General features: G+C 60.5%; 22 protein-coding genes. 17 read left to right on the top strand and 5 right to left on the bottom strand.

Annotation, left to right across the window (positions count from 1 at the left end; translation table 11 throughout):
• The first annotated feature begins 77 nt into the window (after positions 1-77).
• From IB250_RS15080 to IB250_RS15035, 10 genes are all read left to right on the top strand, one after another.
• The gene (locus tag IB250_RS15080; RefSeq protein WP_192344683.1) at positions 78-1,715 is read left to right on the top strand and encodes an ABC transporter substrate-binding protein; all 1,638 of its coding nucleotides are present in this window, start codon (positions 78-80) and stop codon (positions 1,713-1,715) included.
• A gap of 48 nt (positions 1,716-1,763) precedes the next feature.
• Positions 1,764-2,720: an ABC transporter permease gene (locus IB250_RS15075; protein ID WP_192344682.1), complete on the top strand. Its 957-nt coding sequence runs from the start codon at positions 1,764-1,766 to the stop codon at positions 2,718-2,720.
• Complete coding sequence (locus IB250_RS15070) at positions 2,717-3,592, top strand: ABC transporter permease (RefSeq protein ID WP_192344681.1); 876 nt, start codon at positions 2,717-2,719, stop codon at positions 3,590-3,592. Before IB250_RS15075 ends, IB250_RS15070 begins: the two co-directional genes overlap by 4 nt.
• Before the next feature lies 1 nt (position 3,593).
• The gene (locus IB250_RS15065) at positions 3,594-5,432 is read left to right on the top strand and encodes an ABC transporter ATP-binding protein (RefSeq protein WP_192344680.1); all 1,839 of its coding nucleotides are present in this window, start codon (positions 3,594-3,596) and stop codon (positions 5,430-5,432) included.
• Positions 5,429-5,737 (top strand): (2Fe-2S)-binding protein, encoded by a 309-nt coding sequence (locus IB250_RS15060; RefSeq protein ID WP_008076598.1) that lies wholly within the window; start codon positions 5,429-5,431, stop codon positions 5,735-5,737. Before IB250_RS15065 ends, IB250_RS15060 begins: the two co-directional genes overlap by 4 nt.
• Complete coding sequence (locus tag IB250_RS15055) at positions 5,719-7,110, top strand: NAD(P)/FAD-dependent oxidoreductase (protein WP_192344679.1); 1,392 nt, start codon at positions 5,719-5,721, stop codon at positions 7,108-7,110. Before IB250_RS15060 ends, IB250_RS15055 begins: the two co-directional genes overlap by 19 nt.
• Entirely contained in the window at positions 7,107-8,276 is a 1,170-nt protein-coding gene (locus IB250_RS15050; RefSeq protein WP_192344678.1) for an NAD(P)/FAD-dependent oxidoreductase, read from the top strand. The genes IB250_RS15055 and IB250_RS15050 overlap by 4 nt, the downstream gene beginning before the upstream one ends.
• A complete protein-coding gene (argE, locus tag IB250_RS15045; protein WP_192344677.1) occupies positions 8,273-9,430 on the top strand; it encodes an acetylornithine deacetylase in 1,158 nt (385 codons plus the stop codon). Before IB250_RS15050 ends, argE begins: the two co-directional genes overlap by 4 nt.
• A gap of 273 nt (positions 9,431-9,703) precedes the next feature.
• The gene (locus tag IB250_RS15040; RefSeq protein ID WP_192344676.1) at positions 9,704-11,161 is read left to right on the top strand and encodes an NAD-dependent succinate-semialdehyde dehydrogenase; all 1,458 of its coding nucleotides are present in this window, start codon (positions 9,704-9,706) and stop codon (positions 11,159-11,161) included.
• A 40-nt stretch (positions 11,162-11,201) separates the two neighbouring features.
• Complete coding sequence (locus IB250_RS15035) at positions 11,202-12,281, top strand: tartrate dehydrogenase (RefSeq protein WP_192344675.1); 1,080 nt, start codon at positions 11,202-11,204, stop codon at positions 12,279-12,281.
• Positions 12,282-12,437: 156 nt separating this feature from the next.
• On the opposite strand, the gene IB250_RS15030 is transcribed toward IB250_RS15035, so the two are convergent.
• A complete protein-coding gene (locus IB250_RS15030; protein ID WP_123494670.1) occupies positions 12,438-12,662 on the bottom strand; it encodes a YgdI/YgdR family lipoprotein in 225 nt (74 codons plus the stop codon).
• A gap of 208 nt (positions 12,663-12,870) precedes the next feature.
• Between IB250_RS15030 and IB250_RS15025 the strand changes: the two genes are divergently transcribed.
• The 3 genes from IB250_RS15025 to IB250_RS15015 all read left to right on the top strand — a co-directional run bounded on the left by IB250_RS15025 (position 12,871) and on the right by IB250_RS15015 (position 18,824).
• The gene (locus tag IB250_RS15025) at positions 12,871-14,538 is read left to right on the top strand and encodes a VRR-NUC domain-containing protein (protein ID WP_192344674.1); all 1,668 of its coding nucleotides are present in this window, start codon (positions 12,871-12,873) and stop codon (positions 14,536-14,538) included.
• Complete coding sequence (locus IB250_RS15020; RefSeq protein ID WP_192344673.1) at positions 14,535-16,802, top strand: helicase C-terminal domain-containing protein; 2,268 nt, start codon at positions 14,535-14,537, stop codon at positions 16,800-16,802. The genes IB250_RS15025 and IB250_RS15020 overlap by 4 nt, the downstream gene beginning before the upstream one ends.
• A 99-nt stretch (positions 16,803-16,901) precedes the next feature.
• On the top strand, positions 16,902-18,824 hold the full coding sequence (locus IB250_RS15015) for a PAS domain-containing sensor histidine kinase (protein ID WP_192344672.1): 1,923 nt from the start codon (positions 16,902-16,904) through the stop codon (positions 18,822-18,824).
• 133 nt (positions 18,825-18,957) lie between these two features.
• On the opposite strand, the gene IB250_RS15010 is transcribed toward IB250_RS15015, so the two are convergent.
• From IB250_RS15010 to IB250_RS15000, 3 genes are all read right to left on the bottom strand, one after another.
• Positions 18,958-19,434, bottom strand: coding sequence for a hemerythrin domain-containing protein (locus IB250_RS15010; RefSeq protein WP_192344671.1), 477 nt, complete (start codon positions 19,432-19,434; stop codon positions 18,958-18,960).
• 223 nt (positions 19,435-19,657) lie between these two features.
• Positions 19,658-21,004, bottom strand: a complete 1,347-nt coding sequence (locus IB250_RS15005; protein ID WP_192344670.1) for a cation:proton antiporter — start codon at positions 21,002-21,004, stop codon at positions 19,658-19,660.
• Between the two features lie 55 nt (positions 21,005-21,059).
• Complete coding sequence (locus tag IB250_RS15000) at positions 21,060-21,671, bottom strand: Yip1 family protein (protein WP_192344669.1); 612 nt, start codon at positions 21,669-21,671, stop codon at positions 21,060-21,062.
• Between the two features lie 172 nt (positions 21,672-21,843).
• On the opposite strand from IB250_RS15000, the gene IB250_RS14995 reads away from it, so the two are divergent.
• The 3 genes from IB250_RS14995 to IB250_RS14985 are packed head-to-tail and all read left to right on the top strand — an operon-like array spanning position 21,844 to position 23,337.
• Positions 21,844-22,368 carry a CinA family protein gene (locus IB250_RS14995; RefSeq protein WP_192344668.1) on the top strand — a complete coding sequence of 175 codons (525 nt, stop codon included), beginning with the start codon at positions 21,844-21,846 and terminating at the stop codon, positions 22,366-22,368.
• Positions 22,365-22,883: a hypothetical protein gene (locus tag IB250_RS14990; RefSeq protein ID WP_192344667.1), complete on the top strand. Its 519-nt coding sequence runs from the start codon at positions 22,365-22,367 to the stop codon at positions 22,881-22,883. The genes IB250_RS14995 and IB250_RS14990 overlap by 4 nt, the downstream gene beginning before the upstream one ends.
• Positions 22,884-22,890: 7 nt before the next feature.
• Complete coding sequence (locus IB250_RS14985; protein ID WP_192344666.1) at positions 22,891-23,337, top strand: DUF421 domain-containing protein; 447 nt, start codon at positions 22,891-22,893, stop codon at positions 23,335-23,337.
• Positions 23,338-23,549: 212 nt separating this feature from the next.
• Here the strand turns inward: IB250_RS14985 and IB250_RS14980 are convergent, their stop codons facing one another.
• Complete coding sequence (locus IB250_RS14980; protein WP_192344665.1) at positions 23,550-24,407, bottom strand: SDR family oxidoreductase; 858 nt, start codon at positions 24,405-24,407, stop codon at positions 23,550-23,552.
• 195 nt (positions 24,408-24,602) lie between these two features.
• On the opposite strand from IB250_RS14980, the gene trbK reads away from it, so the two are divergent.
• Positions 24,603-24,776, top strand: a complete 174-nt coding sequence (gene trbK, locus IB250_RS14975) for an entry exclusion lipoprotein TrbK (protein WP_123495383.1) — start codon at positions 24,603-24,605, stop codon at positions 24,774-24,776.
• Positions 24,777-24,844 lie beyond the last annotated feature (68 nt).

The following is a 24,844-nucleotide window of genomic DNA, read 5'->3' as shown; positions in this document are numbered from 1 at the left end:
ACCGTCGTTTGCGTTTCCAGGACGCTCCGGTTAACCGCGAGCACTCGAGCCTCATTTTTTCGACAGGTACAACTGATATGACTGACAACAAAATCGACTCGACACTGATTTCCGGCCAGGAAAGCCTGCGGGTATTCGAAGGCCTCAATCGCGGCATGTCGCGCCGCAACGCCTTGCAGATGCTCGGCGTGGCGGGTGTCGCCGCAGCGGGCGCCGGTAGCCTGTTCGGCGCCGCCGGCAAGCTCTTCGCCGAAGAAGCGGCGACCCCGGGCAAAGGCAAGCCGGGCGGGCGGATTCGCGTCGCCGGCATGTCCAGCTCCACCGCCGATACCCTGGACCCTGCCAAGGGCGCGCTGTCCACCGACTACGTGCGCCACTTCATGTTCTACAACGGCCTGACCCGTTTCGACAGCCACCTGGTGCCGCAACTGGAACTGGCCGAGCGCATCGACAACACCGACGCGACGCTGTGGATCATCACCCTGCGCAAGGACGTGACCTTCCACAACGGCAAGACCCTGAGCGCCGCCGACGTGGTGTTCTCGCTGTCGCGCCACAAGGACCCACTGACCGGTTCAAAGGTCATGCCGCTGATGGCGCAGTTCGAAGAGATCAAGGCCACCGGCACCCACGAAGTGCAGATCCGCCTGAGCGCGCCGAACGCCGAACTGCCGTCGATCCTCGCGGTGTCGCACTTGTTGATCGTTCCCGAAGGCACCACCGACTTCAACCAGGGCATCGGCACGGGCCCATTCAAGGTCAAGGAATTCAAACCGGGCGTGCGCTCGATTGCCGCGCGTAACACCGGCTACTGGAAACCGGGCCTGCCGTACCTGGACGAGATCGAATTCATCGCCATTGCCGACGAACCGTCACGGGTCAACGCGCTGCTGTCGGGCGACGTGCACATGATCAACGAGGTCAACCCGCGCTCGACCACGCGGATCAAGGCCAGCGCCAAACACCGGGTCGTCGATGCGCCGTCGGGCAACTACACCGACTTGATCATCCGTCAGGACCAGATGCCGGGTAAAAGCGCCGAATTCACTCAGGCCATGAAGTACCTGCTAGACCGTGAACAGGTCAAATCCGCGGTGTTCCGTGGCTTTGCCGTGGTCGGTAACGACCATCCGATTTCCCCTGGTTCGCGCTATTACAACGCCGACCTGCCGCAGCGGGTCTACGACCCGGAAAAAGCCAAATTCCTGCTCAAGAAGGCTGGCATGGAAAGTATCAGCATGCCGCTGGTGGCATCGCCCGCCGCGACCGGTTCGGTGGACATCGCCGTGCTGTTGCAGCAATCGGCGAAGCAGGCCGGGCTCAAGCTCGACGTCAACCGCCTGCCCAGCGATGGCTACTGGTCCAACCACTGGATGAAGCACCCGCTGAGCTTCGGCAACATCAACCCGCGGCCGAACGCCGACGTGATGTTCTCGCAGTTCTTCCAGTCCAGCGCGCCATGGAACGAGTCGGGCTGGAAGAACGAGCAGTTCGACCAGTTGCTGATGCTCGCCCGCGGTGAAACCGACGACGCCAAGCGCAGCAAGATGTACGCCGACATGCAGACCCTGGTGCATGAACACAGCGGCATCGGCGTGCCGGTGTTCATCAGCAACATCGACGGCGTCGACCAGCGCATCAAGGGCTACGGCAGCAACCCCCTCGGCGGTTTCATGGGCTACATGTTCGCCGAGCAGGTCTGGCTGGATGCCTGATCGGCTGCACAAGCATGTAACGCGGGGATATTGCATGAGGGTAGGGCAATGAATAGCAACACACTGTGGTTGATCGGCCGGCGCCTGGGCGCGGCGGTCGTGACCTTGTTGATCGTGTCCATGGTGGTTTTCGCCATTACGGCGGTACTGCCGGGGGACGCAGCGCAACAGGCGCTCGGGCAATTCGCCACGCCGGAACAGGTGGCGGCCTTGCGCCTGAAGCTGGGGTTGGATCAACCCGGTGTGGTGCGTTACCTGCATTGGTTGATGAGTCTGCTCAGTGGTGACATGGGGCAGTCGGTGTCCAATGCCATGCCGGTCAGCGAGCTGATGGCCGGGCGGGTGCCCAACACACTGATGCTGGCGGCCGTCACGGCGCTGGTGTCGGTGCCGGTGGCGCTGATCCTCGGCATCGGTTCGGCCATGGGCCGGGGCGGGCGCATCGACAGCTTCCTCAGCTTTGTCACCCTGGCCCTGGTCGCGGTGCCGGAGTTTCTGGTGGCGACCCTGGCGGTGCTGATCTTCGCGGTGAACCTGGGCTGGCTGTCGGCGTTGTCCTATGCCAGCGACATCACCTCACCGCTGCAATTTCTGCGCACCTACGCCTTGCCGGTGATGACGCTGTGCTGCGTGATTGTTGCGCAAATGGCGCGCATGACCCGGGCGGCGGTGATCGATCAACTCGACAGCGCCTATGTGGAAATGGCCCGGCTCAAAGGCGTGAGCCCGATGCGAATCGTACTGCGCCATGCCTTGCCCAACGCCATCGGGCCGATTGCCAATGCCATCGCCTTGAGCCTGTCCTACCTGCTGGGCGGGGTGGTGATCGTCGAGACGATCTTCAACTATCCCGGCATCGCCAGCCTGATGGTCGATGCGGTGACCAACCGCGACATGGCGCTGGTTCAGGCCTGCACCATGCTGTTTTGTACGGCGTACCTGGGGTTGGTGCTGATTGCCGACCTGTGCGCGATTCTTTCCAATCCGAGGCTGAGAAACCAATGAACGATCTCATTGCGAAATCGGCGCCTGCCGGCCCCGAACTGGCGCTGGGCAAGGTCTCCCATGGGCCGTCGTGGCTCGGTCTGGTCGGCGCTGCGATGTGTGTGATCTGGTTGCTGGTGGCCATCTTCGGCCCTTGGCTGGCGCCGCACCCGGTAGGCGAAGTGATCTCCGACAACGTCTTCGACAGCCTCAGTGCCGCCTACCCGCTGGGCACCGATTACCTGGGCCGCGACATGCTCAGCCGCATTCTCGTCGGTGCGCGGTTCACCGTGGGCCTGGCGCTGGTTTCAGCGGTGCTGGCCAGCACACTGGGTACCGGATGCGCGTTGCTGTCGGTGGTCTCGCCGAAGTGGCTGGACGAGGTGATCAGCCGTTTGATGGATGCCTTTATTTCCATCCCGAGCAAGATGCTGGCGTTGATCATGGTCTCGGCTTTCGGCTCCTCGGTGCTGTTGCTGATCTGCACCGCGGTGCTGAGTTTCACTCCGGGCGCGTTTCGCATTGCCCGCAGCATGGCAGTGAACATCGAAGCGCTGGAGTACGTGCAAGTAGCCCGTACCCGCGGCGAACGCCGGCTATATATCGCTTGCGTGGAAATCCTGCCGAACATGCTCAACCCGGTGCTGACCGATCTGGGGCTGCGTTTCGGTTTCATCGTGCTGTTGCTCAGTGGCATGAGCTTCCTTGGCCTGGGTGTGCAACCACCGGATGCCGACCTTGGTTCATTGGTGCGCGAGAACATCGGCGGCCTCAATCAGGGCGCGCCGGCCATTGTGATTCCGGCGCTGGCCATTGGCACCCTGACCATCGGTGTGAATCTGTTCATCGACCGACTCTCGTCACGGCGTAGTCGACGTGCGGGAGGTCATTGAGATGAGTGATTTGATTCGAGTCGAAGACCTGCGCGTGGTCGCCTGTGGTGAGCGCGGCGAGGTGGAAATCGTCAAGGGCGTGAGTTTCTCCCTGGCCAAAGGTGAAGTGCTGGCGCTGATCGGTGAGTCCGGCTCCGGCAAGACCACCATCGCCCTGGCGCTGCTCGGCTATGCCCGGCGCGGCTGTCGATTGGCGGGCGGGGTGGTGCAGGTCGGCGAACACGACATGCTGGCGTTGAGCGAAAGCGAGCTGCAGGGGCTGCGCGGTAACCGCGTTTCGTATATCGCCCAGAGTGCCGCCGCCGCGTTCAACCCGGCGAAAAAGCTTATCGACCAAGTGGTGGAGGGCGCCTTGATTCACGGTTTGGCCCGGGCCGTGCTGGAAGCCAAAGCCATCGAGTTGTTCCGCGACCTGGCCCTGCCGGACCCTGATCACATCGGTCAGCGTTATCCGCATCAGGTGTCCGGCGGGCAGTTGCAACGGGTGATGGCGGCCATGGCGCTGATCAGCGATCCATTGCTGGTGGTGCTCGACGAGCCAACCACTGCCCTCGACGTGACCACCCAGATCGACGTGCTGCGCGCCTTCAAGCGCGTGGTCCGCGAGCGTGGCGCGACGGCGGTCTATGTGTCCCATGACTTGGCGGTCGTAGCGCAAATGGCCGATCAGATTGTGGTGCTCAACGGCGGTCAGATCTTCGAGCAGAGCGCCACCGCGCCGTTGCTCAAAGCCCCGGCCCATGAATACACCCGCAGCCTGCTGCTGGCGGCCCGCCCGGACACGACAATTCGCCCGCCTTGCGGCATCGCCGAAGAAACGCCGCTGCTGACCATCCAGGGGCTGACCGCCGGCTATGGCAACAAGAATATGCAAGGCATGCCGGCAATCCGCGTGCTGGAAGACATCGACCTGACTGTGCGCCGGGGCCAGGCCATCGGCGTGATCGGTGAGTCGGGTTCTGGCAAGTCGACCCTGGCGCGGGTGGTGGCCGGGTTGCTGACGCCCGCATTGGGCGGCCTGACGTTCGATGGCCAGCCATTGGGCGGCAGTTTGTCCGAGCGTACTGACGAGCAATTCCGACGGATTCAGATGGTGTTCCAGAACGCCGACACCGCGCTCAACCCAATGCACAGTGTTGGCACCATTCTGAGTCGTCCGCTGAAGATGTACTTCGGCCTCAAGGGCGCCGCGTTGCGCGAGCGTATCGGCGAGCTGCTGGACCTGGTGCGCCTGCCGCGAGCCATGGCCGAACGGCGCCCGAATGAACTCTCCGGCGGGCAAAAGCAGCGGGTCAACCTGGCGCGGGCCCTGGCGGCGAAACCGGACCTGATCCTTTGCGATGAAGTGACCTCGGCGCTGGACACCGTGGTCGGCGCGGCGATTCTCGAACTGCTGCGCGATCTGCGCCAGCAACTGGGCGTCTCGTATCTGTTCATCAGCCATGACATCTCCACGGTGCGGGCGCTGTGCGACGACATTGTGGTGATGTACAGCGGCCACAAGGTCCAGGCCGGCAGTCGGCAGTCGTTTGCCCAGGCACCGTTTCATCCCTACACCGACCTGTTGATCCATTCGGTGCCGGAGTTGCGACAGGGTTGGCTGGAAAACTGCGGCACCACTTGCGGCACGCTGCCGCCGATCGGCGCCAAGGCCAATGTGCCAGAGCTGTGCACCTTCCTCAGTCGCTGCCCGGTGCGGGTCGACGGCCTGTGCAATCGCACCGCGCCGAACCGGCGGATCATCGACGGCGGCAGCGAAATCCTTTGCCATCACGACAGTGCCGAGTTGCTGAAAACTCAGCGGGACCTAACCACCATGAGCCTGGGAGCCTACGCATGAAGGGGCGTTTTGTGAGGCTGGCCGAGCAGGGCCGGCCGACCGTCAAACTGACGGTGGACGGTTCGCCTATCGAGGCATTACAGGGCGACACGCTAATGGTTGCGTTGCTGACCCAAGGCAACGCGTTGCGCCAATCGGAATTCGATTCGGGCCGTCGCGCCGGCTTCTGCCTGATGGGCGCCTGCCAGGATTGCTGGGTCTGGACCCGCAGCGGCGAACGCCTGCGTGCCTGCTCCAATGAAGTCCGCGAAGGGCTGGACATCGTCACCACACAACCGGAGGCGATATGGCCACTGCACGGCTGAGCACTCATCGGGTCGTTATCATCGGCGCCGGGCCGGCCGGCATTCGTTGTGCTGAAACACTGTTGGTGGCGGGCCTCAAACCGATCCTGATCGATGAGAATCGCCGGGATGGCGGGCAGATCTACCGTCGCCAGCCCGAAGGATTTACCCGGGATTACGTCACCTTGTATGGCACCGAAGCTGCCAAGGCCAAGGATTTGCATCAGAGCTTCGACCGTTTGCGCGGGCAGATCGACTACCGCCCAGACACCCTTGTGTGGAACCTGACGCCGGGGCAATTGTGCTGCGTCAGCCAGGGCAAGCACTCGACGGTAGATTACGACGAACTGATCCTGTGCACCGGCGCCACCGACCGCTTGATGCCGATTGAAGGTTGGCAGTTGGCGGGCACTTACAGCCTCGGCGGGGCGCAGATCGCACTGAAATCCCAGGCGGTGTCCATCGGCCATCGCGTGGTGTTCATGGGCAGCGGGCCGCTGCTGTATCTGGTTGCCAGCCAATACGTCAAAGCAGGCGCCACGGTTGCGGCGGTGCTCGATACCTCGCCAATCAGCAAGCGCATCGGCGCCTTGCCCAAGTTGTTGGCGCGGCCGGGGTTGCTGTTTACCGGGATGAAACTGCTCGCGCAGCTGTACCGGGCGAAGATCCCGGTGCACTTGGGGATCACCCCCCTGCAAGTACTGGGCGATGCCGCCAACGGGGTCAGTGGTGTGCGGATCAGCACGGCGAAAGGCGAAACCCTGACGATCGATTGCGATGCCGTGGCCCTGGGTTATCACTTGCGCCCGGAAACCCAACTGGCAGACCTGGCCGGTTGCCGCATGCGCTTCGATGAGGCTTCCAGCCAATGGTGGCTGGCCGTCGATGAAGCGGGCCGGACCTCGGTCAGCGGTGTGTATGCCGCCGGGGATGGTTCGAAGATTCGTGGCGCCGATGCCGCCGAGCACGCCGGGCGACTGGTGGCGATGGCGTTGTTGGAGGATCTGCAGCAACCGGTAAACATCGGATTGCGCGACGAACAACGGCATGCGCTGGCGGTAATGGATGAGTTTCGCCTCGGCCTGGCCCAGGCGTTTCCCTGGCCTGCGGCGCAAGCCAAAGCGCTACCGGATTCAGCCATCGTCTGCCGCTGCGAGATGATCAGCGCCGGCGAGTTGCGCCGCACCGTGAGCGAGAAGGGCGCCTGTGAAGTCAATCGGGCCAAGGCCTTCAGTCGGGTCGGCATGGGCCGTTGCCAGGGCCGTTATTGCTCCCAGGCCGGGGCCGAAGTGATTGCCGCCGCCGCGGGCGTCAGCGTGCAACAGGTCGGTCGGCAACGCGGCCAGGCGCCGGTCAAACCCCTTTCGATGCTCACCGAGGAGGTGTCGCCATGACGCTACACAAAGCCGATGTCGTGATTGTCGGCGGCGGCCTGATGGGCTCGGCGGCGGCGTTTTTCCTGCGCCAGCGCGGGCAGTCGGTGATTCTGCTGGAACGCGACCAGATCGGTCAGTACGCCAGCGGGGTGAACTTCGGCAACGTCCGGCGTCAGGGACGCTTCCTCGGGCAACTGGAATTGGCCAACCGTTCCTGGGCGCTGTGGAAACGTCTGCCGGAACTGATCGATGACGACCTGGAATTCATCGCCAGCGGGCACATGCGCGTGTGTTATCGCGAAGACGAAATCCCTGAGCTTGAAGCCTACGCGGCAGCGCCCGAGGCGGCGCAACTGGACTTGAAGATCTATCGCGGCGCCGAGCTGCACGAGCGCTTTCCGTTCCTCGGGCCGGAGGTGAAGGGCGGCTCTTACGCGCCCCACGATGGCCATGCCAATCCACGTCTGGCGGCACCGGCATTTGCCCGAGCGGCACGCCGCCTCGGTGCGCGGATTGAAGAACAGACCGAAGTCGCCGACGTGCAGAAGGTCGGCGGCGAGTTCACGGTGACCACCACCGATGGCCGTCAGTTCAGCGCCGAGCGCTTGCTGATCACGGCCGGTGCCTGGGGCCAGAAACTCTCGGCGCAGTTCGGCGAACCGGTGCCGCTGGACACCCACGGCCCGCAAATGGCCGTGACCGAACCGGTGCCCTACACCTTGCCGACGGTGATCGGCGTGTACACCAAAATTCCCGAGGAAGTGATCTACTTCCGGCAGATCCCGCGCGGCAACATCATCATCGGCGGCGGTTACCGGAGCAAACCGGACATGCTCAACCGCCGGGCCTATGTCGAGCCGCGCAGCATTCTCAATCAGATGGAGCAGATGCGTCGCCTGCTGCCGGGTGTCGGCAACCTGAACATCATTCGCGTGTGGAGCGGCATCGAAGGCTACCTGCCCGATTCCCTGCCGGTGATGGGGCCGAGCGGCAACGTTGACGGCTTGTACTACGCGTTCGGCTTCTGCGGCCACGGCTTCCAGCTCGGCCCCGGCGTCGGCGACGTGATGGCGGAACTGATCAGCACCGGCAGCACGAGTACCTCGATCGAGCCGTTCTCCATCCGCCGGTTCGCCGCTTCAGCCGAGCAACGGACAACTGAGCAAAGGAGCAGGGCCTCATGAAACCCCGTGTACTGGACATTCTAAAACGCCTGATGGCCTTCGACACCGTGTCGTCGGAGTCGAACATGGCCCTGATCGAGTACGTGCGCGACCTGTTGCTGAGCAAGGGCATCGAGTCGCTGATCGTCAAGGACGAGACAGGCAAAAAGGCCAACCTGTTCGCCAGCACCGGCCCCAAGGAATTGCCGGGGATTTTGCTGTCCGGGCACACCGACGTAGTGCCGGCAGCGGGGCAGGCCTGGACCTTTCCAGCGTTTCAGGCGACGGTGCAGGACGGCCGGATTTACGGCCGTGGCAGTTGCGACATGAAGGGGTTTATTGCTTTGGCGATCGACGCCATGCTCGATGCCGCCGACCATTCTTTGAGCCGACCGCTACAAATCGCCCTGTCCCATGACGAAGAAACCGGCTGCGTGGGTGTACGACGTTTGCTCGACGTGCTGCACTTGGTGCCGGTGCGGCCGTTTTTGTGCCTGATCGGTGAGCCGACCAACATGCAGTTTGTGCTGGGGCACAAGGGTAAGGGCTCTTACCGCACCTACTGTCGCGGCCTGGAAGCACACTCATCGCTGGCACCGCGTTCGGTCAATGCGATTCACTTGGCCTGCGACTTCATCGCGGCACTGCGTCAGAGCCAGCAGCAACTGCAAGCGCAGGGCGCGCAGGATGCGGATTACGACGTGCCTTACAGCACCGTGCATGTCGGGCAGATTGTCGGCGGCAAGGCGCTGAACATCGTGCCGAACCTGTGCACCCTGGATTTCGAGGTGCGTAACTTGCCGGCGGACGATCTGGAGCAGTTCCTGGAGCAGATGCGTGAGCGTGCCGAAGTGATCGTGCGCGAGGCGAAAAAGCTGTCTAGCGTGGCGGACATCGAGATCGAAACCCTGAACGTTTATCCGGGCCTCGATACGCACCCGAGCGTCGAAGCGGTGCGTTTCCTGAAAAACTTCGCCGCCCCGGACACCGGTACTGCCAAAGTCTCGTTTGGCACAGAGGGCGGGTTGTTCAAGCAGCGTCTGGATGTGCCCGTGGTGGTTTGCGGCCCGGGTTCGATCGAACAGGCGCACAAGCCGGACGAGTTCATCGAGTTCAGCCAGATGGAGGCTGGGGAGCGGTTTTTGGATGGCCTGCTCGGTTCCTTGAAACTGTAATCAGGTCTTGTAGCAAATGGAGATCAAATGTGGGAGCGGGCTTGCTCGCGAAGGCGTCGTGTCAGGCGACATCTATATTGACTGGAAGGACGCCTTCGCGAGCAAGCCCGCTCCCACAGGGTTTTGTGTTTGTCTGAAAGGTCATGAACCCCCTCGGTAGAGCCTGCCGTCCCACCGCAAATTTCAGCATCCAACACTGCCCATCAGACGCTTTCAGCATCCTCATCCGTGGCATCTCCCTAGACTGCAAATGTCTCGGATCAGGACTCGACCATGCTCAAGAATCGTTTGAAAGACCCCAGCCTTCTGGCAGAACTCGCTTATGTGGACGGGCAGTGGATCGGCGCCGATAACGCCGCGACCCTGGACGTCATCGACCCGGCCACCGGCCAATTGCTCGCCCGAGTCCCGGCCATGCAAGGCGCGCAAACCCGGCGTGCCATCGAAGCCGCCGAACGCGCCTGGCCTGCATGGCGTGCACGCCCGGCGGCGGAACGTGCGGCGCTGCTGGAGCGCTGGTATCAGGCGATGATCGACAACCTCGACGACCTCGCCTTGATCATGACCTGCGAGCAGGGCAAACCGCTGAACGAAGCCAAGGGCGAAATCCGCTACGGCGCCGGCTTCGTCAAGTGGTTCGCCGAAGAGGCCCGCCGGGTTTACGGCGAAACCATGCCGACCCCCAGTGGCGACCGGCGCCTACTGACGCTCAAACAACCGGTGGGCGTGTGCGCTGCGATCACCCCGTGGAATTTCCCCAACGCGATGATCACTCGCAAGTGCGCGCCGGCGCTGGCGGCTGGGTGCCCGATCATCGTCAAACCTTCGGACCTGACCCCGCTGTCGGCCCTGGCCCTGGCGGTACTCGCCGAGCGCGTCGGCATCCCGGCCGGGGTGTTCAACGTGTTGACCGGGATGCCTGCGGGCATCGGCGAAGAGCTGACCGGCAACCCGACGGTGCGCAAGATTTCCTTCACCGGTTCCACCGCTGTCGGTCGGCTGCTGATGCGCCAGAGTGCCGAACACATCAAGCGCTTAAGCCTGGAACTGGGCGGTAACGCGCCATTCATCGTGTTCGACGACGCCGACCTGGAACAGGCCGTGGCCGGCATCATGCTCAGCAAGTTCCGCAACGCCGGGCAGACCTGCGTCTGCGCCAACCGCATCCTGGTGCAGGACGGCATCTACGAGCGCTTCGCCCAGCGTTTGGTGGAGGAGGTGGGCAAACTCAAAGTCGGCAATGGTTTGGACGCCGACGTCACCATCGGCCCGCTGATCAACCCGGCGGCGGTGAACAAAGTCGCGCGACACATCGACGATGCCCTGAGCCAGGGCGCGCGGTTGCTCTGCGGTGGCATTCCCGAGGGTGACAGCCAGTTTGTGCAACCGACCGTCCTCGGCGACACCCACGCCGGCATGCTCTTGGCCAACGAAGAAACCTTCGGCCCGGTGGCGCCGTTGATGCGCTTCACCGATGAAGCCGAAGCGCTAGCGTTGGCCAATGCCACGCCTTATGGCTTGGGCGCCTACTATTTCACCCAGGACTTGCGTCGCTCATGGCGCTTCGGCGAGGCGCTGGAGTTCGGCATGGTCGGCCTCAACACCGGAATCATTTCCATGGAAGTCGCCCCATTCGGCGGCATCAAACAGTCGGGCCTTGGCCGTGAAGGCAGCAAGTACGGCCTGGATGAATACCTTGAAGTCAAAGCTTTCCACATCGGCGGGCTGTAGCCCGGCAACGATTGCACAGCCATTTTGCGAGGCATGATAAATGAGTAAACCATTCAGAATCGCCGCGATTGCCGGCGATGGCATCGGCAAGGAAGTCCTGCCGGAAGGGTTGCGGGTACTGGAGCAGGCCGCAAAAAAGTGGCAGCTCGATTTGAGCATCGAAGTACTCGACTGGGCTCACTGCGATTACTACCTGGAACACGGGCAGATGATGCCCGATGACTGGTTCGAGCAGCTCAAGGGTTTCGACGCGATTTACTTTGGCGCCGTAGGCTGGCCGGACAAGGTGCCGGATCACATTTCCCTGTGGGGCTCGCTGCTGAAGTTTCGCCGCGACTTCGACCAGTACGTGAACATTCGCCCGGTGCGTTTGTTTCCCGGTGTGCCGTGCCCGTTGGTCGGGCGCAAACCGGGCGACATCGATTTCGTGGTGATCCGCGAGAACACCGAGGGCGAGTATTCATCGGTCGGCGGCAAGATGTTCGAAGGCACCGAGCATGAATTCGTGCTGCAAGAGTCGGTGTTCACCCGGCGTGGCGTGGACCGGATTCTCAAGTTCGCCTTCGACCTGGCCCAAACTCGACCGCGCAAGCGCCTGACGGCGGCGACCAAGTCCAACGGGATTTCCATCAGCATGCCGTATTGGGACGAACGCACGGCGTTGATGGCCGCGCAGTACCCGGACATCACCTGGGACAAGCAACACATCGACATCCTGTGCGCGCGTTTTGTGCTGCAACCGGACCGGTTCGATGTGGTGGTGGCATCGAACCTGTTCGGCGACATCCTGTCCGACCTGGGACCTGCCTGCGCCGGCACCATCGGCATTGCACCGTCGGCCAACCTCGATCCCGAGCGGCGTTTTCCGTCGCTGTTCGAGCCGGTACATGGCTCGGCCCCGGACATCTACGGGCGCAATATCGCCAACCCCATCGCCATGATCTGGTCCGGTGCGTTGATGCTGGATTTTCTGGGCAATGGCGATGAGCGTTATCGCGCCGCGCACGACGGGATTCTGCAGGCGATTGAACGGGTGATTGCCGAGGGGCCGATCACACCGGATCTGGGCGGGAAGGGCTCGACCCAGGAGGTCGGAAAGGCGATTGCACAAGCGCTTTAAACGGGCAGCGCTAATGCCGGTAAGTTAAAACGCAGAACCTGTGGGAGCGTGGCTTGCCCGCGAAGAACGATGACGCGTAATACCTGACAAACCGCGATGAATTTTTCGCGGGCAAGCGCTCCCACAGGATATTCGTCGTTTAGCCCGTTAAGGAGATCAGTCTTCCTTGCGAACCGTGGCCACGTCATCGGCCCGGACTTTCACCTTCGCCCCGGAAATATCTTCAAACTCAAAGAAACCGTCCTCGGTCTTGGTATTTGGCATGTCCTTGGTCAAATACTGAGTGCCGTTCTGCAGGGTAACAACCGTTGGCGTCGAGCAACCGGCCAGGGCCAGAAAGGCCGCTACCGCCAAGGGCAAACCCAGAGTCTTGATCTTCATACACACCTCTCCTTACTCAATAAAAACAGCGCGAACGCCTCGCTTGAGGTCAATCGTCACTGTGCCTCTAACGCGGTTGGTGCGATGGAATGGCAGAAAGTTCGATGGTCACCCGAAAATTGTCGGATAGCGTCGCCACTGATCCTTTTCCGTTTGCACCGGGTGGGGCATAGCTGGTATCTGTACGCATAACCAGTACTCGTTTGCCATGGCCCTATTGCCCGTGATTGTAAATCCTCTCGATGATCCGTTCTATTACTTGAACAACTTCATGCAAGTGCTTGATTGGCTTGAACATCGTTATGCCGATGTATTGAGCCTCGATGAACAGGATTTCATCCGCGACTTCAATCGATTGCCCCGCGAGTCCCAAGCCTTGCTGGTCAGACTGGTGATGCGCAAGGGTGTGCATTTCAGGGCCGGCAAACTGAGTTACGTCGAGATCGGCGACATCGACAACGCTGCGGCGCCGTTGCTGGCATCGGGCTGGATCGATGAGCAGTCGCCATTGCACATCGAGGACTTGTTCGAGGTGTTGCTCAAGGCCGAGATTCTCCAGTGCCTTGGCGGCGCCATCGATCAGCCCAAAGGCAAAAAGACTGATTGGCTGCCGGCCCTGAGCGAGCAGTTTCCCGAAGCACACAGTTTTGCCCAATGGTGTCCGGCACTGAATGATCGATTGTTCAGCCTGACCGTCATGGGCCTGTGCGACCGATTGCGGCTGATGTTCTTCGGCAATCTTTACCAGGACTGGTCGGAGTTCGTGCTGGCCGACCTGGGCATCTTTACCTACGAAAAAGTCGAGTTCTGTGCCGAGTCCCGCGGCTTGCGCAGTCGCGAGGACGTCGACGCCTGTCTGTTCCTGCACAGCTGCCAGCAGCGTTTCGAGGTCGGTGAAGACGTGACGGCGATTGTCGAGCAGATCAACGGGCTGCAGCTCGACAATCCCTGGTTGCAAAAACGTCGCGGCAAACTGTTGTTCCAGATCGGCCAGCATTGCGAGCGCGTCGCGGATTTTTCCACCGCTTTGAACCTCTACCGCGAATGCGCCTACCCCGGCGCACGTCTGCGACTGATTCGCGTGCTGGAGCGCTGTGCTGAATACCAACTGGCGATGGACCTGGCCATCCACGCCGAGCAAGCCCCTGAAAGCGCTGCCGAGCATCAGCATCTATCGCGTGTGCTGCCCAGACTGCGGCGTAAACTGGGCGGGCCGCCGATCAAGCGGCCAGCCCCTCGGGCCATGCAGCGTCTGGACCTGCAACTGCCCCGGCACGATCCGGCGTTGTCGGTGGAGTCTTACGTTCAGGCGCACCTGGCGGACGATTCGGCGCCGGTGCATTACGTCGAGAACAGCCTGATCAACTCGCTGTTCGGGCTGCTGTGCTGGCCGGCGATCTTCGCGCCGTTGCCGGGGGCGTTTTTTCACCCGTTCCAGCGCGGTCCGGTGGACCTGCTCAACGAAGACTTTCATGCGCGGCGCGCGGAGCTGTTCCAGGCCTGCCTCGCCGAACTTGATGACGGGCGTTATGTGCAAACCGTCCGCGAGCGTTACAGCGCCAAGTGGGGCGTGCAGTCGCCGTTCGTATTCTGGGGCGCGCTGAGCGAGGAACTGCTGGAGCAGGCGCTCGACTGTCTGCCCGCCGAACACCTCAAGCACTGGTTCAATCGACTGCTGCTCGACATCAAGGCCAACCGCGCCGGTATGCCGGACCTGATTCAGTTTTGGCCGCAAGACAAAACCTACCGGATGATCGAAGTCAAAGGCCCCGGCGATCGGCTACAAGACAATCAATTGCGCTGGCTGGAGTTCTGTCACGAACACCAGATGCCGATTGCCGTGTGCTACGTGCAATGGGCGGAGCAGGGCGCGTGAGCTACAGCATTGCGGTGCGGGCGCTGTGTGAATTCACCGCCAAGGTCGGCGACCTCGATCTGCGCTTTACCCCGTCGCCAACCGCGCTGGAAGGCATCGTTGGGCATCGCACCGTGGCGTCACGGCGCAGCGAGGGTTACCAGAATGAAGTCGCGCTGGAGGGCCAGTATCGAACCTTGACGGTGAAGGGCCGGGCGGACGGCTACGATCCGGTGCAAAACTGCCTCGAAGAAGTTAAAACCTACCGTGGCGACCTGAGCAAGCAACCGGCCAATCACCGGCAGTTGCACTGGGCGCAGGCGAAGATCTACGGCGCGTTGATGTGCCAGAAACTGCAGTTGGAGCAGATTAATCTGGCGCTGGTGTACTTCGATATCGTCAGCGAAAAAGAAACCTGTCTGGTCGAGGCCTTCAGCGCCGCCGAATTGCAGCTGTTTTTCGAACACCATTGCGGATTGTTCCTGCATTGGGCCGAACAGGAAATGGCCCATCGCGAAGGGCGCAATCTGGCGGCACAACAGCTGGCATTTCCCCATGCCGATTTTCGTCCCGGGCAACGGCATCTGGCCGAGTCGGTGTTCAAGGCGGTCAGCACCGGTCAGTGCCTGATGGCCCAGGCACCGACCGGCATCGGCAAGACCGTTGGCACGCTGTTCCCGATGCTCAAGGCCTTGGCGCCACAGCAATTGGACAAAGTGTTCTTTCTCACGGCGAAAACTCCGGGGCGCAAATTGGCGCTGGACGCCGCGCAGGTCATCCTCGACAGCGCCGACGCTCCGCCATTGCGAGTCCTCGAGATGATCGCCCGGGACAAGGCTTGCGAGCACCCGGACAAGGCCTGCCATGGCGAGTCCTGCCCGTTGGCCCAGGGTTTTTATGATCGTCTGCCGGCCGCACGTCAGGCCGCCAGCCAATTGAGTCTGCTAAACCAGAGCGCCTTGCGCGAGGTTGCCCTGCAGCATGAGGTTTGTCCCTACTACCTCAGCCAGGAAATGGCCCGCTGGGCGGACGTAGTGGTCGCCGACTACAACTATTATTTCGACTTCAGTGCGTTGCTGTTCGGACTGGCCCAGGCCAATAACTGGAAAGTCGCGGTGCTGGTGGACGAAGCCCACAATCTGGTGGAACGCGGCCGGCAGATGTACAGCGCCAGCCTCGACCAGGCGACGTTGAACAGCGTGCGAAAAACCGCGCCTGAGCCACTGAAGAGATCCTTGCAACGGGTCAATCGTGAATGGAATGCCCTGCATGATCAGCAGCTGAGCCCCTATCAAGCCTACGACAAAGCCCCGGAAAAGCTGCTTCAGGCGCTGTCCTTATGCTGCGCGAGCATCGGCGACTACCTGAATGATCACCCTCAGGGCCTGGACAACGGGTTGCAGAATTTTTACTTCGACATGCTGCAATTCGGCCGTGTGGCTGAACTGTTCGATGAGCATTTTCTGTTCGACATCAGCAAGCGCGACCTCGAGCGCAAGCGCAACCTGTCGCAACTGTGCCTGCGCAATGTGGTGCCCGCCGCTTTCATTCGCCCGCGCCTGACTGCTGCGCGTAGCGCTGTGCTGTTTTCCGCCACCCTGAGCCCTCGGCATTACTACGCCGATTTGCTGGGAATACCGGCGAATACAGTCTGGATTGATGTGGAGTCGCCGTTCAGCGCCGAACAGTTGCAAGTGCACATCGTCAGCCAGATTTCGACCCGCTTTGTCCACCGACAGGCGTCCCTTGAACCCATCGTCGAACTGATCGCCAAACAGTTCACCCGGCGCCCCGGTAATTACCTGGCGTTTTTCAGCAGCTTCGATTATTTGCAGCAAGTGGCGCAGTTGCTGGCCGAACGGCATCCGCACATCACGCTGTGGTCGCAGTCCCGGGGAATGGGGGAAGGGCCGCGTCAGGCGTTTCTCGATCAGTTCACCCTCCATGGTCAGGGCGTCGGCTTTGCGGTACTGGGTGGAGCATTCGGCGAAGGCATCGATCTCCCCGGCGCGCGATTGATTGGTGCATTCATTGCCACTTTGGGGCTGGCGCAACTCAATCCGGTCAACGAACAGATGAAACAGCGCATGGCGGCGATTTTCGGTGCCGGGTATGACTACACCTACCTGTTTCCTGGCGTGCAGAAAGTCGTGCAAGCGGCGGGGCGGGTGATCCGCACTCAGCAGGATCAAGGGGTGGTGATGCTGATCGATGACCGGTTTGGCGAGAGCAAGGTCAAGCAATTGCTGCCGCGCTGGTGGTCGATGAAATCGGCGCCTTTTTAGCCTGTTGAGTAGTGTTCTCATCACGTATTGGTTTTTTTGAATTTCCAAACGAGTGGTTTGTCGCATACTCCAGAAGAACAACAATAAGGACAGGGATCCATGAGCGATGACCGGACCAAGACCAATGCCATCGAGGAGATGCGTTTTCGTCTGCTGATCGATGCCGTGGTCGACTATGCGATCTACATGATTGACCCTGATGGCATCATCACCAGTTGGAACGCTGGCGCCAAGCGTTTCAAAGGGTATGAGGAAGCGGAAATTCTCGGCCAGCATTTCTCGCGCTTCTATACCGAAGAGGACCGCAAGGCCGGTTTACCTCAGCGCGCCCTTGATACCGCTATTCACGAAGGGCGTTTCGAGGGTGAAGGCTGGCGGGTTCGCAAGGACGGCACGCATTTCTGGTCCCACGTCATCATCGATCCCATTCTCGATCCGTCGGGCAAGTTGTTGGGTTTTGCCAAGATCACCCGGGATTTGACCGACCGCAAAATGGCCGAAGAAACCCTCAAGCAAAGTGAGCAGCAGTTCCGGCTGCTGGTGCAGAGCGTCACCGACTACGCCATCTACATGCTCGCCCCGGATGGACGTTTGACCAACTGGAATCTGGGGGCTCAGCGAATCAAGGGCTACCGGCCCGAAGAAGTGATCGGCCGGCATTTCTCGATGTTCTACACCCCTGAAGACCGTGAAGCCGGTGAACCGCAACGGGCGCTGGAGATTGCTACGCGCGAGGGGCGATTCGAAAACAAGGCCTGGCGCGTGCGCAAGGACGGTACGCGGTTTTTCGCGCATGTCGTAGTCGATCCGATTTGGGGCGACACCGGCACGTTGCTGGGGTTTGCCAAGATCACTCGGGACATCACCGAGGTCACCCAAGCCCAGCAAGCCCTTGAAAAAACCCGCGAAGCGTTGTTTCAGGCGCAGAAAATGCAGGCTATCGGTCAGCTCAGCGGGGGGATTGCCCACGACTTCAATAATCTGCTGACCGTTATCCTTGGCAATCTGGAAGTCGTTCGCAAACGTGCGGCAGACGACCCGAGAATTACCCGTTTGCTCGACAATGCCACTCAAGGCGCCTTGCGCGGCGTTTCCCTGACCCAGCGCATGTTGGCGTTTGCCAGGCGTCAGGAGCTCAAGACTGAATCCGTCGAAATCCCGACGTTGATACAGGGGATTACCGGGCTATTGCGCAGCTCTCTGGGGCCGGCGGTGAGCATAGAAACGCGCTTTGCGCCTGGACTTGAACCGGTCATGGCCGACGTCAATCAGCTCGAACTGGCGGTACTGAACCTGGCGACCAACGCCCGCGATGCCATGCCCGACGGTGGGAAACTTGTCATCAGTGCGCAGACAGAAGAGATCTGCGATCAGGCGAAATTAGCCCTGACGCCAGGCCGCTATGTCTGCCTGAGTGTCACGGATATAGGGGAGGGCATGGATGACGCTACCCTGGCGTCGGCAATGGACCCTTTCTTCACCACAAAAGGCGTCGGCAAAGGCACAGGCCTGGGGTTGTCGATGGTTCACGGGTTTACTGAACAACTGGGTGGACGCTTCATCCTCAAAAGCCAGAAGGACGTCGGCACCACTGCCGAACTCTGGTTACCCGTTGCGCTAGCCGACTCGACCACCGAACCCGCTATTGAAGAGGCCGCCATGTCGCGAGTGCCTCGTCTGTGTGTGTTGGTGGTGGACGACGACAGTCTGGTGTTGACCAGTACCAGCCTGTTGCTTGAGGACCTGGGCCATCGGGTGATCAGTGCAGCGTCCGGCGCACAGGCACTGGAGCTGTTCGACAGCGAGCACGACGTTGACCTGGTCATTACGGACATGGTCATGCCCAAGATGAGTGGCGCGCAATTGGCACAGGCTATTCGGGTGATAAGGCCACACCTGCCGATCATCCTCGCCACCGGTTATGCGGAGCGCCTGGAAGGCTTCGCAGCCAGACTTCCACGCCTGTCCAAGCCCTTTACCCAACTTAATCTGGTGGAAGTCATTGCCTTGGCGATGAAGTGATAGTCGCCATGCCCAGGTCTGCCAGTAGCAGCTGCTACAGGCGAATGCAACCAACAGACTTTCGCTGGCACACTTATGACTCAAATTAATCAAAGGCCCGTCATTCGCCGGGCCTTTGCTATTCGCCAACCCCTCAAGCAGCGAGATTGGGCGCGCCCAGTTCTTTTTTGTAGCGTGCTTTCAGGCTTTCCATTTCTGCACCCAATTCGTCGAGTGTCGTTTTGCCCAGCAGTTTTTTGGCCTGAGGAAACATTTCCTTTTCCTCTTCTTCAATGTGATGTTCCAGCAGCTCCTTGACCACTTTCACGCGACCGGCAAATTCGAGAGTGGAGGGGTCAGTGGTTTTCAGGTCCGGAAGCACCAGCGTATCGACGGTGCGATGTTCTTCCTTGGCTTCGTAATACATCACGTCCTGTTCTTTGCCCCCGGCTTTTTTATAGGCCGGGTACAAGACGTCCTCTTCCAGACGGGTATGGATCTTGATTTCCATTTCCAGTTTGGCCAGCAACTCGGTGCGCTTTTTAACCCCACGCTCGGTGGACTCGCTCAACTGGGCCAGGATGCCTTTCACGCGTTCATGGTCGGCTTTCAACAGGTCAATGGCGTTCATGGTCAAACCTCTCGTTTAGTCACAGGTCAGGCGCAAACGGTCTTCCTGCCGTTGTCGCTCACACTGTTGGAGCATTTCCCGTGCCTGTTTCAATATCCAATAAAAAGCCAGTAAAAACAGTGGGTTGAAATCGACTTGAAACAACGTTTGTCGTGCAACCTGCATGAATATCCGTTGCTGTTCAATGCAGGTTGACCGAACGATTGCCTCGCCTGAGAAGGTGTCAGGCGTCCGGTTTATTGCGCCGCTCATAACGGGCCAGCATCGGTTGAGTACTGATGCCATGCGCCAGAATGCTGAGCGCCACCACCGACAACGTCAGGTCGGTGCAAAGCGTCGCTGCCGCCGGACCGAGGTCGTGATTCAAGGCGTAGAACAGATAATAAAAGCTCCCGATCCCGCGAATCCCGAACCAGCCGATCAACAGCCGCTGGCGACCGTCCAGCAAGCGCCCCCACGGCATGAGCCATACACACAAGGGGCGAATGGCACAGAACAACACCAGTGCAACCACCAACGCTCGCCAGTCCCAATGGCCCACCAGCACCACGCCCAGCAGGGTGACCAGAAACACTTCCATGGCCCGTTCCACCAGGCTACCGAATGCCAGCATGTCGCCCATCATGATGCCCGCCGCGACTTGGGTTTCTGGCAGATTCGCCACGTCTCCGTGGACGGCAGCCTCAGGTTCGACGTTCTGGTGGCCGACCACCGGTTGCACCAGATGCTCAGCGGGGATCCGTGCGTCGCCGGTGGATTTGACTTCGGCTTGTCGCAACCCCAGGCCGGCGGCGAATACCGACAGAAAGCCATAGCCATAGATCTCTTCGGCCGCGACATAAGCGAGGGCGATCAGGGCCAGGGTCAGGTAATCGTTGGGAGAAATGGTGCTGTCGGCATTGCGGATGCGCATCGACAAGGTCAAGCGACCGATGCCGTGGCCCATCCAGTAACCGGTCAACAAACCGACCGGCACGGCCCACAGCACACTTTTCAATGCCCACTCACCGAGCCAGGCGTCGCTGTTGCCGCCCTGCTGCACGAACAGTAAGCCGAGGATCACGAAAGGGAAGGCGATGCCGTCGTTGAGGCCCGCTTCACCGGAGAGCCCGAAACGCACCGAGTCGTAATCCCTGGCGTCGTTGACCTGCACCAGCGAGGCCAGTACCGGATCGGTGGGGGCCAGAATCGCCCCGATCAGCAACGACGGCCCCCACGCGAGGGCAAAACCGTAATGCAGTAGCAGGCAGACGCCAATGATGGTCAGGATCATCACCGGTCCCGCCAGGCCGAACGCCACCCGCCATCGAAGATCCTTCAGCGGCAGGCGCAATTTGAGTCCGCAGACAAACAGCGAAAAGAGCACCGCGACTTCCGTCAGGTGCTCCATCCAGATCGCCGCGTCCTTGATGTCCAGCTTCAACAAGCCCAGGCCACCCGGACCGATCGCCACGCCCAGCGCCAGGCACACCGCCGACGTGGTCACCGGCATCCAGCGCAGATAGGACGAGGTCAGTGCCAGGGTCAGCAGCACCGCACCCAACACCGCCACCCATACAATAAAGCTCATGCCCGGTTCTCGGAGGTGTACCGCCGATCGTCGGCGGATGGCGGACTCAGGAAAATCAAACGCCAGTCACGCGCAGGTACTCAGGTCCCAGGTAGTTGAACCAGAGCAGAATCATCTCCACCAAAATAGTCACCAGCACCAATAGCCCGACGCCCCATACGCTCGCCGCATTCAGCAGACCTTGCTCCTTGCGCTCGTGCATGAAGATCGGCAAACCGACGAACAGCAGAAACGTTGAATAGAGGGAGGCGGCCCCCAGCACGGTGATCGCCAGCCAGCGACTCGGATAGAGCCCGGCAATACCTGCAAGGAAGAACGGAGTGACGGTGTAGGCGGCAAAACCGATGCACTGATTGACGGTGGGGCGTGAGTCGAAGGTGCGCGACATCCAGCGGATGAACAGCCCCATCAGCACCACGCCGACGATGATGCTCAGGTACAGCAGCCCACAGAGTTGCAGGGCGCTGGCGGCACTGAGTTTGACCGTTTCGTTTTCGGCCAGGCTCCAGCCGACGTAGGTGGTCCCGATAAACAGGCACACGGCGGGAATCAAGGCGAGCAACAGTAAATGAGCGAGGTAATGACGCGGATTCGCTTCCTCTTCTTTACGAATATCTGTCCAGACGAAATTGGGCTGAGTGAACAGCCTGACGAAGGGTGCGGACATGTCGACCTCCAGATAGCGAGCGGCCCGGCATAGGGGTCCCCTAAAAGTATTGAGGTGCATCCGTCGCCGGGGGTTCATTTTTTATCGGGTGCCTCAAGAGCGGTCGGCTGCAGGGAATGTTTACAAACGGCGAAGGTCAACCGAGCAGTTACTCTTGTCTGGGTGCCTGGTCATGAACGTCAGCCAAACCGTCGTCGAATATTTGCGCCAACACGACCTGCGACTGACCACTGCTGAGTCCTGTACCGCCGGAAAGATCGTGACCTTGCTGGCCGAAGTGCCGGGCAGCGGCGACCTGATCGAGAGCGGTTACGTGGTCTATTCCTCCGAAGCAAAGCAACGGTTACTTAACGTCAGCCCCCATACGATCGAAACCTTCAACCTGACCAGTTGCGAAGTCGCTCGCGAAATGGCCCTGGGCGCCTTGCTCGACAGCACCGCCAACGTCGCCGTGGCCACCACCGGTATCCTGGGGCCGGAGGATGTCGACGGGATTCCGGCCGGCACCATCTGTTTTGCCTGGGCTTATCAGACTGAGCAAGGAAAGCGTGTTTTCACTCAACAGCATCGCTTTTTCGGGTCCCGCAGCAAAGTTCAGTTACTGGCCGCCGAACATGCCTTGAAGCGGATCTCGTTTTTTCATAAACGTGCCCTGGCCTGTGACAAGACCGGTGAACAAGATCGGGTAAATCAATGAACGAGCAATCCCGTCGCACCGAATACCACAGCCGCGATTTTCCGGTGCGCGAAGACATGGCCTATCAGGTAAAGGTCTGGCGATTCGAGCGCTGGGGCTGGTACGTAATGGTGCTGCTGGTGGTGTTGGCGTTGCTCGGCTTGTTTTCCCGTGGCCCGCTCAGCTCCCAAGACGTTCACGGCAGCGATGGCAAGGTACGGGTGGAGTACGAGATGTTCCACCGTCATGGCTCGACCAATCCGATGAAGGTCAGTGTGATCGGCCGGCCGGATGCCACGGTTGAACTGGAACTGACCGGGAAACTGCTGGAGGGCTTCGAAATCGAAACCCTGCACCCGGAACCTGTGCGTGCACTCAGTGGCGAGCAGGGCATGAAACTGTGGGTACAAACGGACGCGCAAGGGCAGGCGAGTCTTTACCTGACTTTGCGTGGCGAGGGGCTGGGCCTGTTTCGCAGCCATATCGCCTCGCCCGGTGCAGCCCCCGTCAAGGTGGATCAATTCATTTTCCCTTAGGTGACTTATGGATTCGGTATTGCGCGCGGCCGTGATGTACCTGGCGTTAATGGTGCTGTTCAAAATTGCCGGTCGGCGCTCGCTGGCCGAACTGACGACGTTTGATTTCGTACTGCTGATGATCATCGGCGAGGCGACCCAACAAGCGCTGCTGGGCAATGATTTTTCACTGACCAATTCGATGCTGGTGATCGTTACGCTGATTGCCATTGACGTCGGCCTTTCACTGCTCAAACAGCGCTCGCAATGGGTGCAACGGCTGATTGATGGCGGGCCGACGATCATTGTTGAAAACGGCAAGATCCTGCACGAGCGCCTGCGCCATGCGCGACTGGTGGAAGCGGATGTCATGGAGGCTGCGCGATCGAGCCAGGGCATTGAAACCCTTGAGCAGATCAAATTCGCCATCATCGAGCGCAATGGCAAGATTTCGGTGATTGCTCAAGAGCACTGACTCACCGCGATCCTTGCCAAACCTGCGTTCGGTTGTAGCAGCTGTCGAGCCTGCGAGGCTACGTTCGGCTGCGCAGCAGTCGTAAAACCAGAATCTGCGGTGCATCAGACAAACCGCGTGAGCCGGATTCACGACTGCTGCGCAGCCGAACGTAGCCTCGCAGGCTCGGCAGCTGCTACGGGGCGAGCGTAGGCGACGCCAGCTGCTTGAGGTCAAAGCATCGGTTTTCCGCCCGTGACGCCATACCGTTGCCCCGTGATGTAGCTGGCTTCATCCGAGGCCAGCAGCACATAGATCGGCGCGACTTCCACCGGTTGGCCGGGGCGGCCGAGCGGGGTTTGCGAGCCGAAGTTTTGCACGTCTTCCTCGGGCATGGTCGAGACGATCAACGGCGTCCAGATCGGCCCCGGCGCCACGCTGTTTACCCGGATGTTCTTTGGGCCCAGCATCTGTGCCAGGCCGGCGGAAAAGTTGGCAATCGCGCCCTTGGTGGTCGCGTAGGCCAGCAATGTCGGCTTGGGCATGTCGGAGTTGACCGAACTGGTGTTGATGATCGAACTGCCGGGCTTCATGTGTTTCAACGCGGCCTGACAGAGCCTGAACATGGCCGTGATGTTCACATCGAAGGTCATCACCCATTCTTCGTCCGGGATGTCCTCGATGTTTTCGTGGGTCATCTGGAAGGCGGCGTTGTTGACCAGAATGTCGATTCGGCCAAAGCGCTCCACCGTTTTATCCACCAGCGCCTTGCAGTGCGCTTTCTGCGCCACATCGCCGGGCAGCAGCAGGCATTGGCGACCAGCCTGTTCGACCCAGCGCGCGGTTTCCTGCGCATCTTCAGTTTCATTCAAGTAGGCAACCACCACATCCGCGCCTTCCCGGGCGAATGCAATCGCCACCGCACGGCCGATGCCGCTGTCGGCACCGGTGATCAGGGCAATCTTGCCCTCCAGCCGACCCGAACCTTTGTAGCTCTGCTCGCCACAATCCGGGTAAGGGTCCATTTTCATCTGGACTCCGGGGACTGGCTGGCTTTGTTTCGGGAAGGGTGGTTTTGGATAGTCAGTCATCGGAAAATCTCCTCTGTTCAAGGCAAAAGATTCAAGCGGTACCAGCGCTCGTTGAGGGTTGACCCCGCTCTTTTGACTTGAGTTCGGTTGGACTTCCGACGGGTTTGGCGCAGGAGGAGAGCTCGTTGTTCCTGCATACACTCAACTCATGAGTTAGGCTCAATGCGATGCAAGAAACTCGATGAGGAATTGCTCATGAATACTCAATCGCTCGTTGCACTGGCACTCTCGTTGGCATGTCTCGCTGGCTGCGAAAACAAATACGATGTGAACGAGAAAAATTGCGAGCCGAAAAACTTCATGAAGCTGCCGGACGATCAGAAGCGGGAAGCCTTCATCAAGGCTTGCTTGGAGCGCATAACGCCTTGAACAGGATTCGATGCTGCGCCTATCGCCCATAAAAAACCCGATGCGCAGGCATCGGGTTTTCGGTGTCA

The organism is Pseudomonas sp. PDM09 (genome assembly GCF_014852305.1).
Taxonomy (GTDB): Bacteria; Pseudomonadota; Gammaproteobacteria; order Pseudomonadales; family Pseudomonadaceae; genus Aquipseudomonas.
This window is presented reverse-complemented; position numbering and strand designations above follow the sequence as displayed.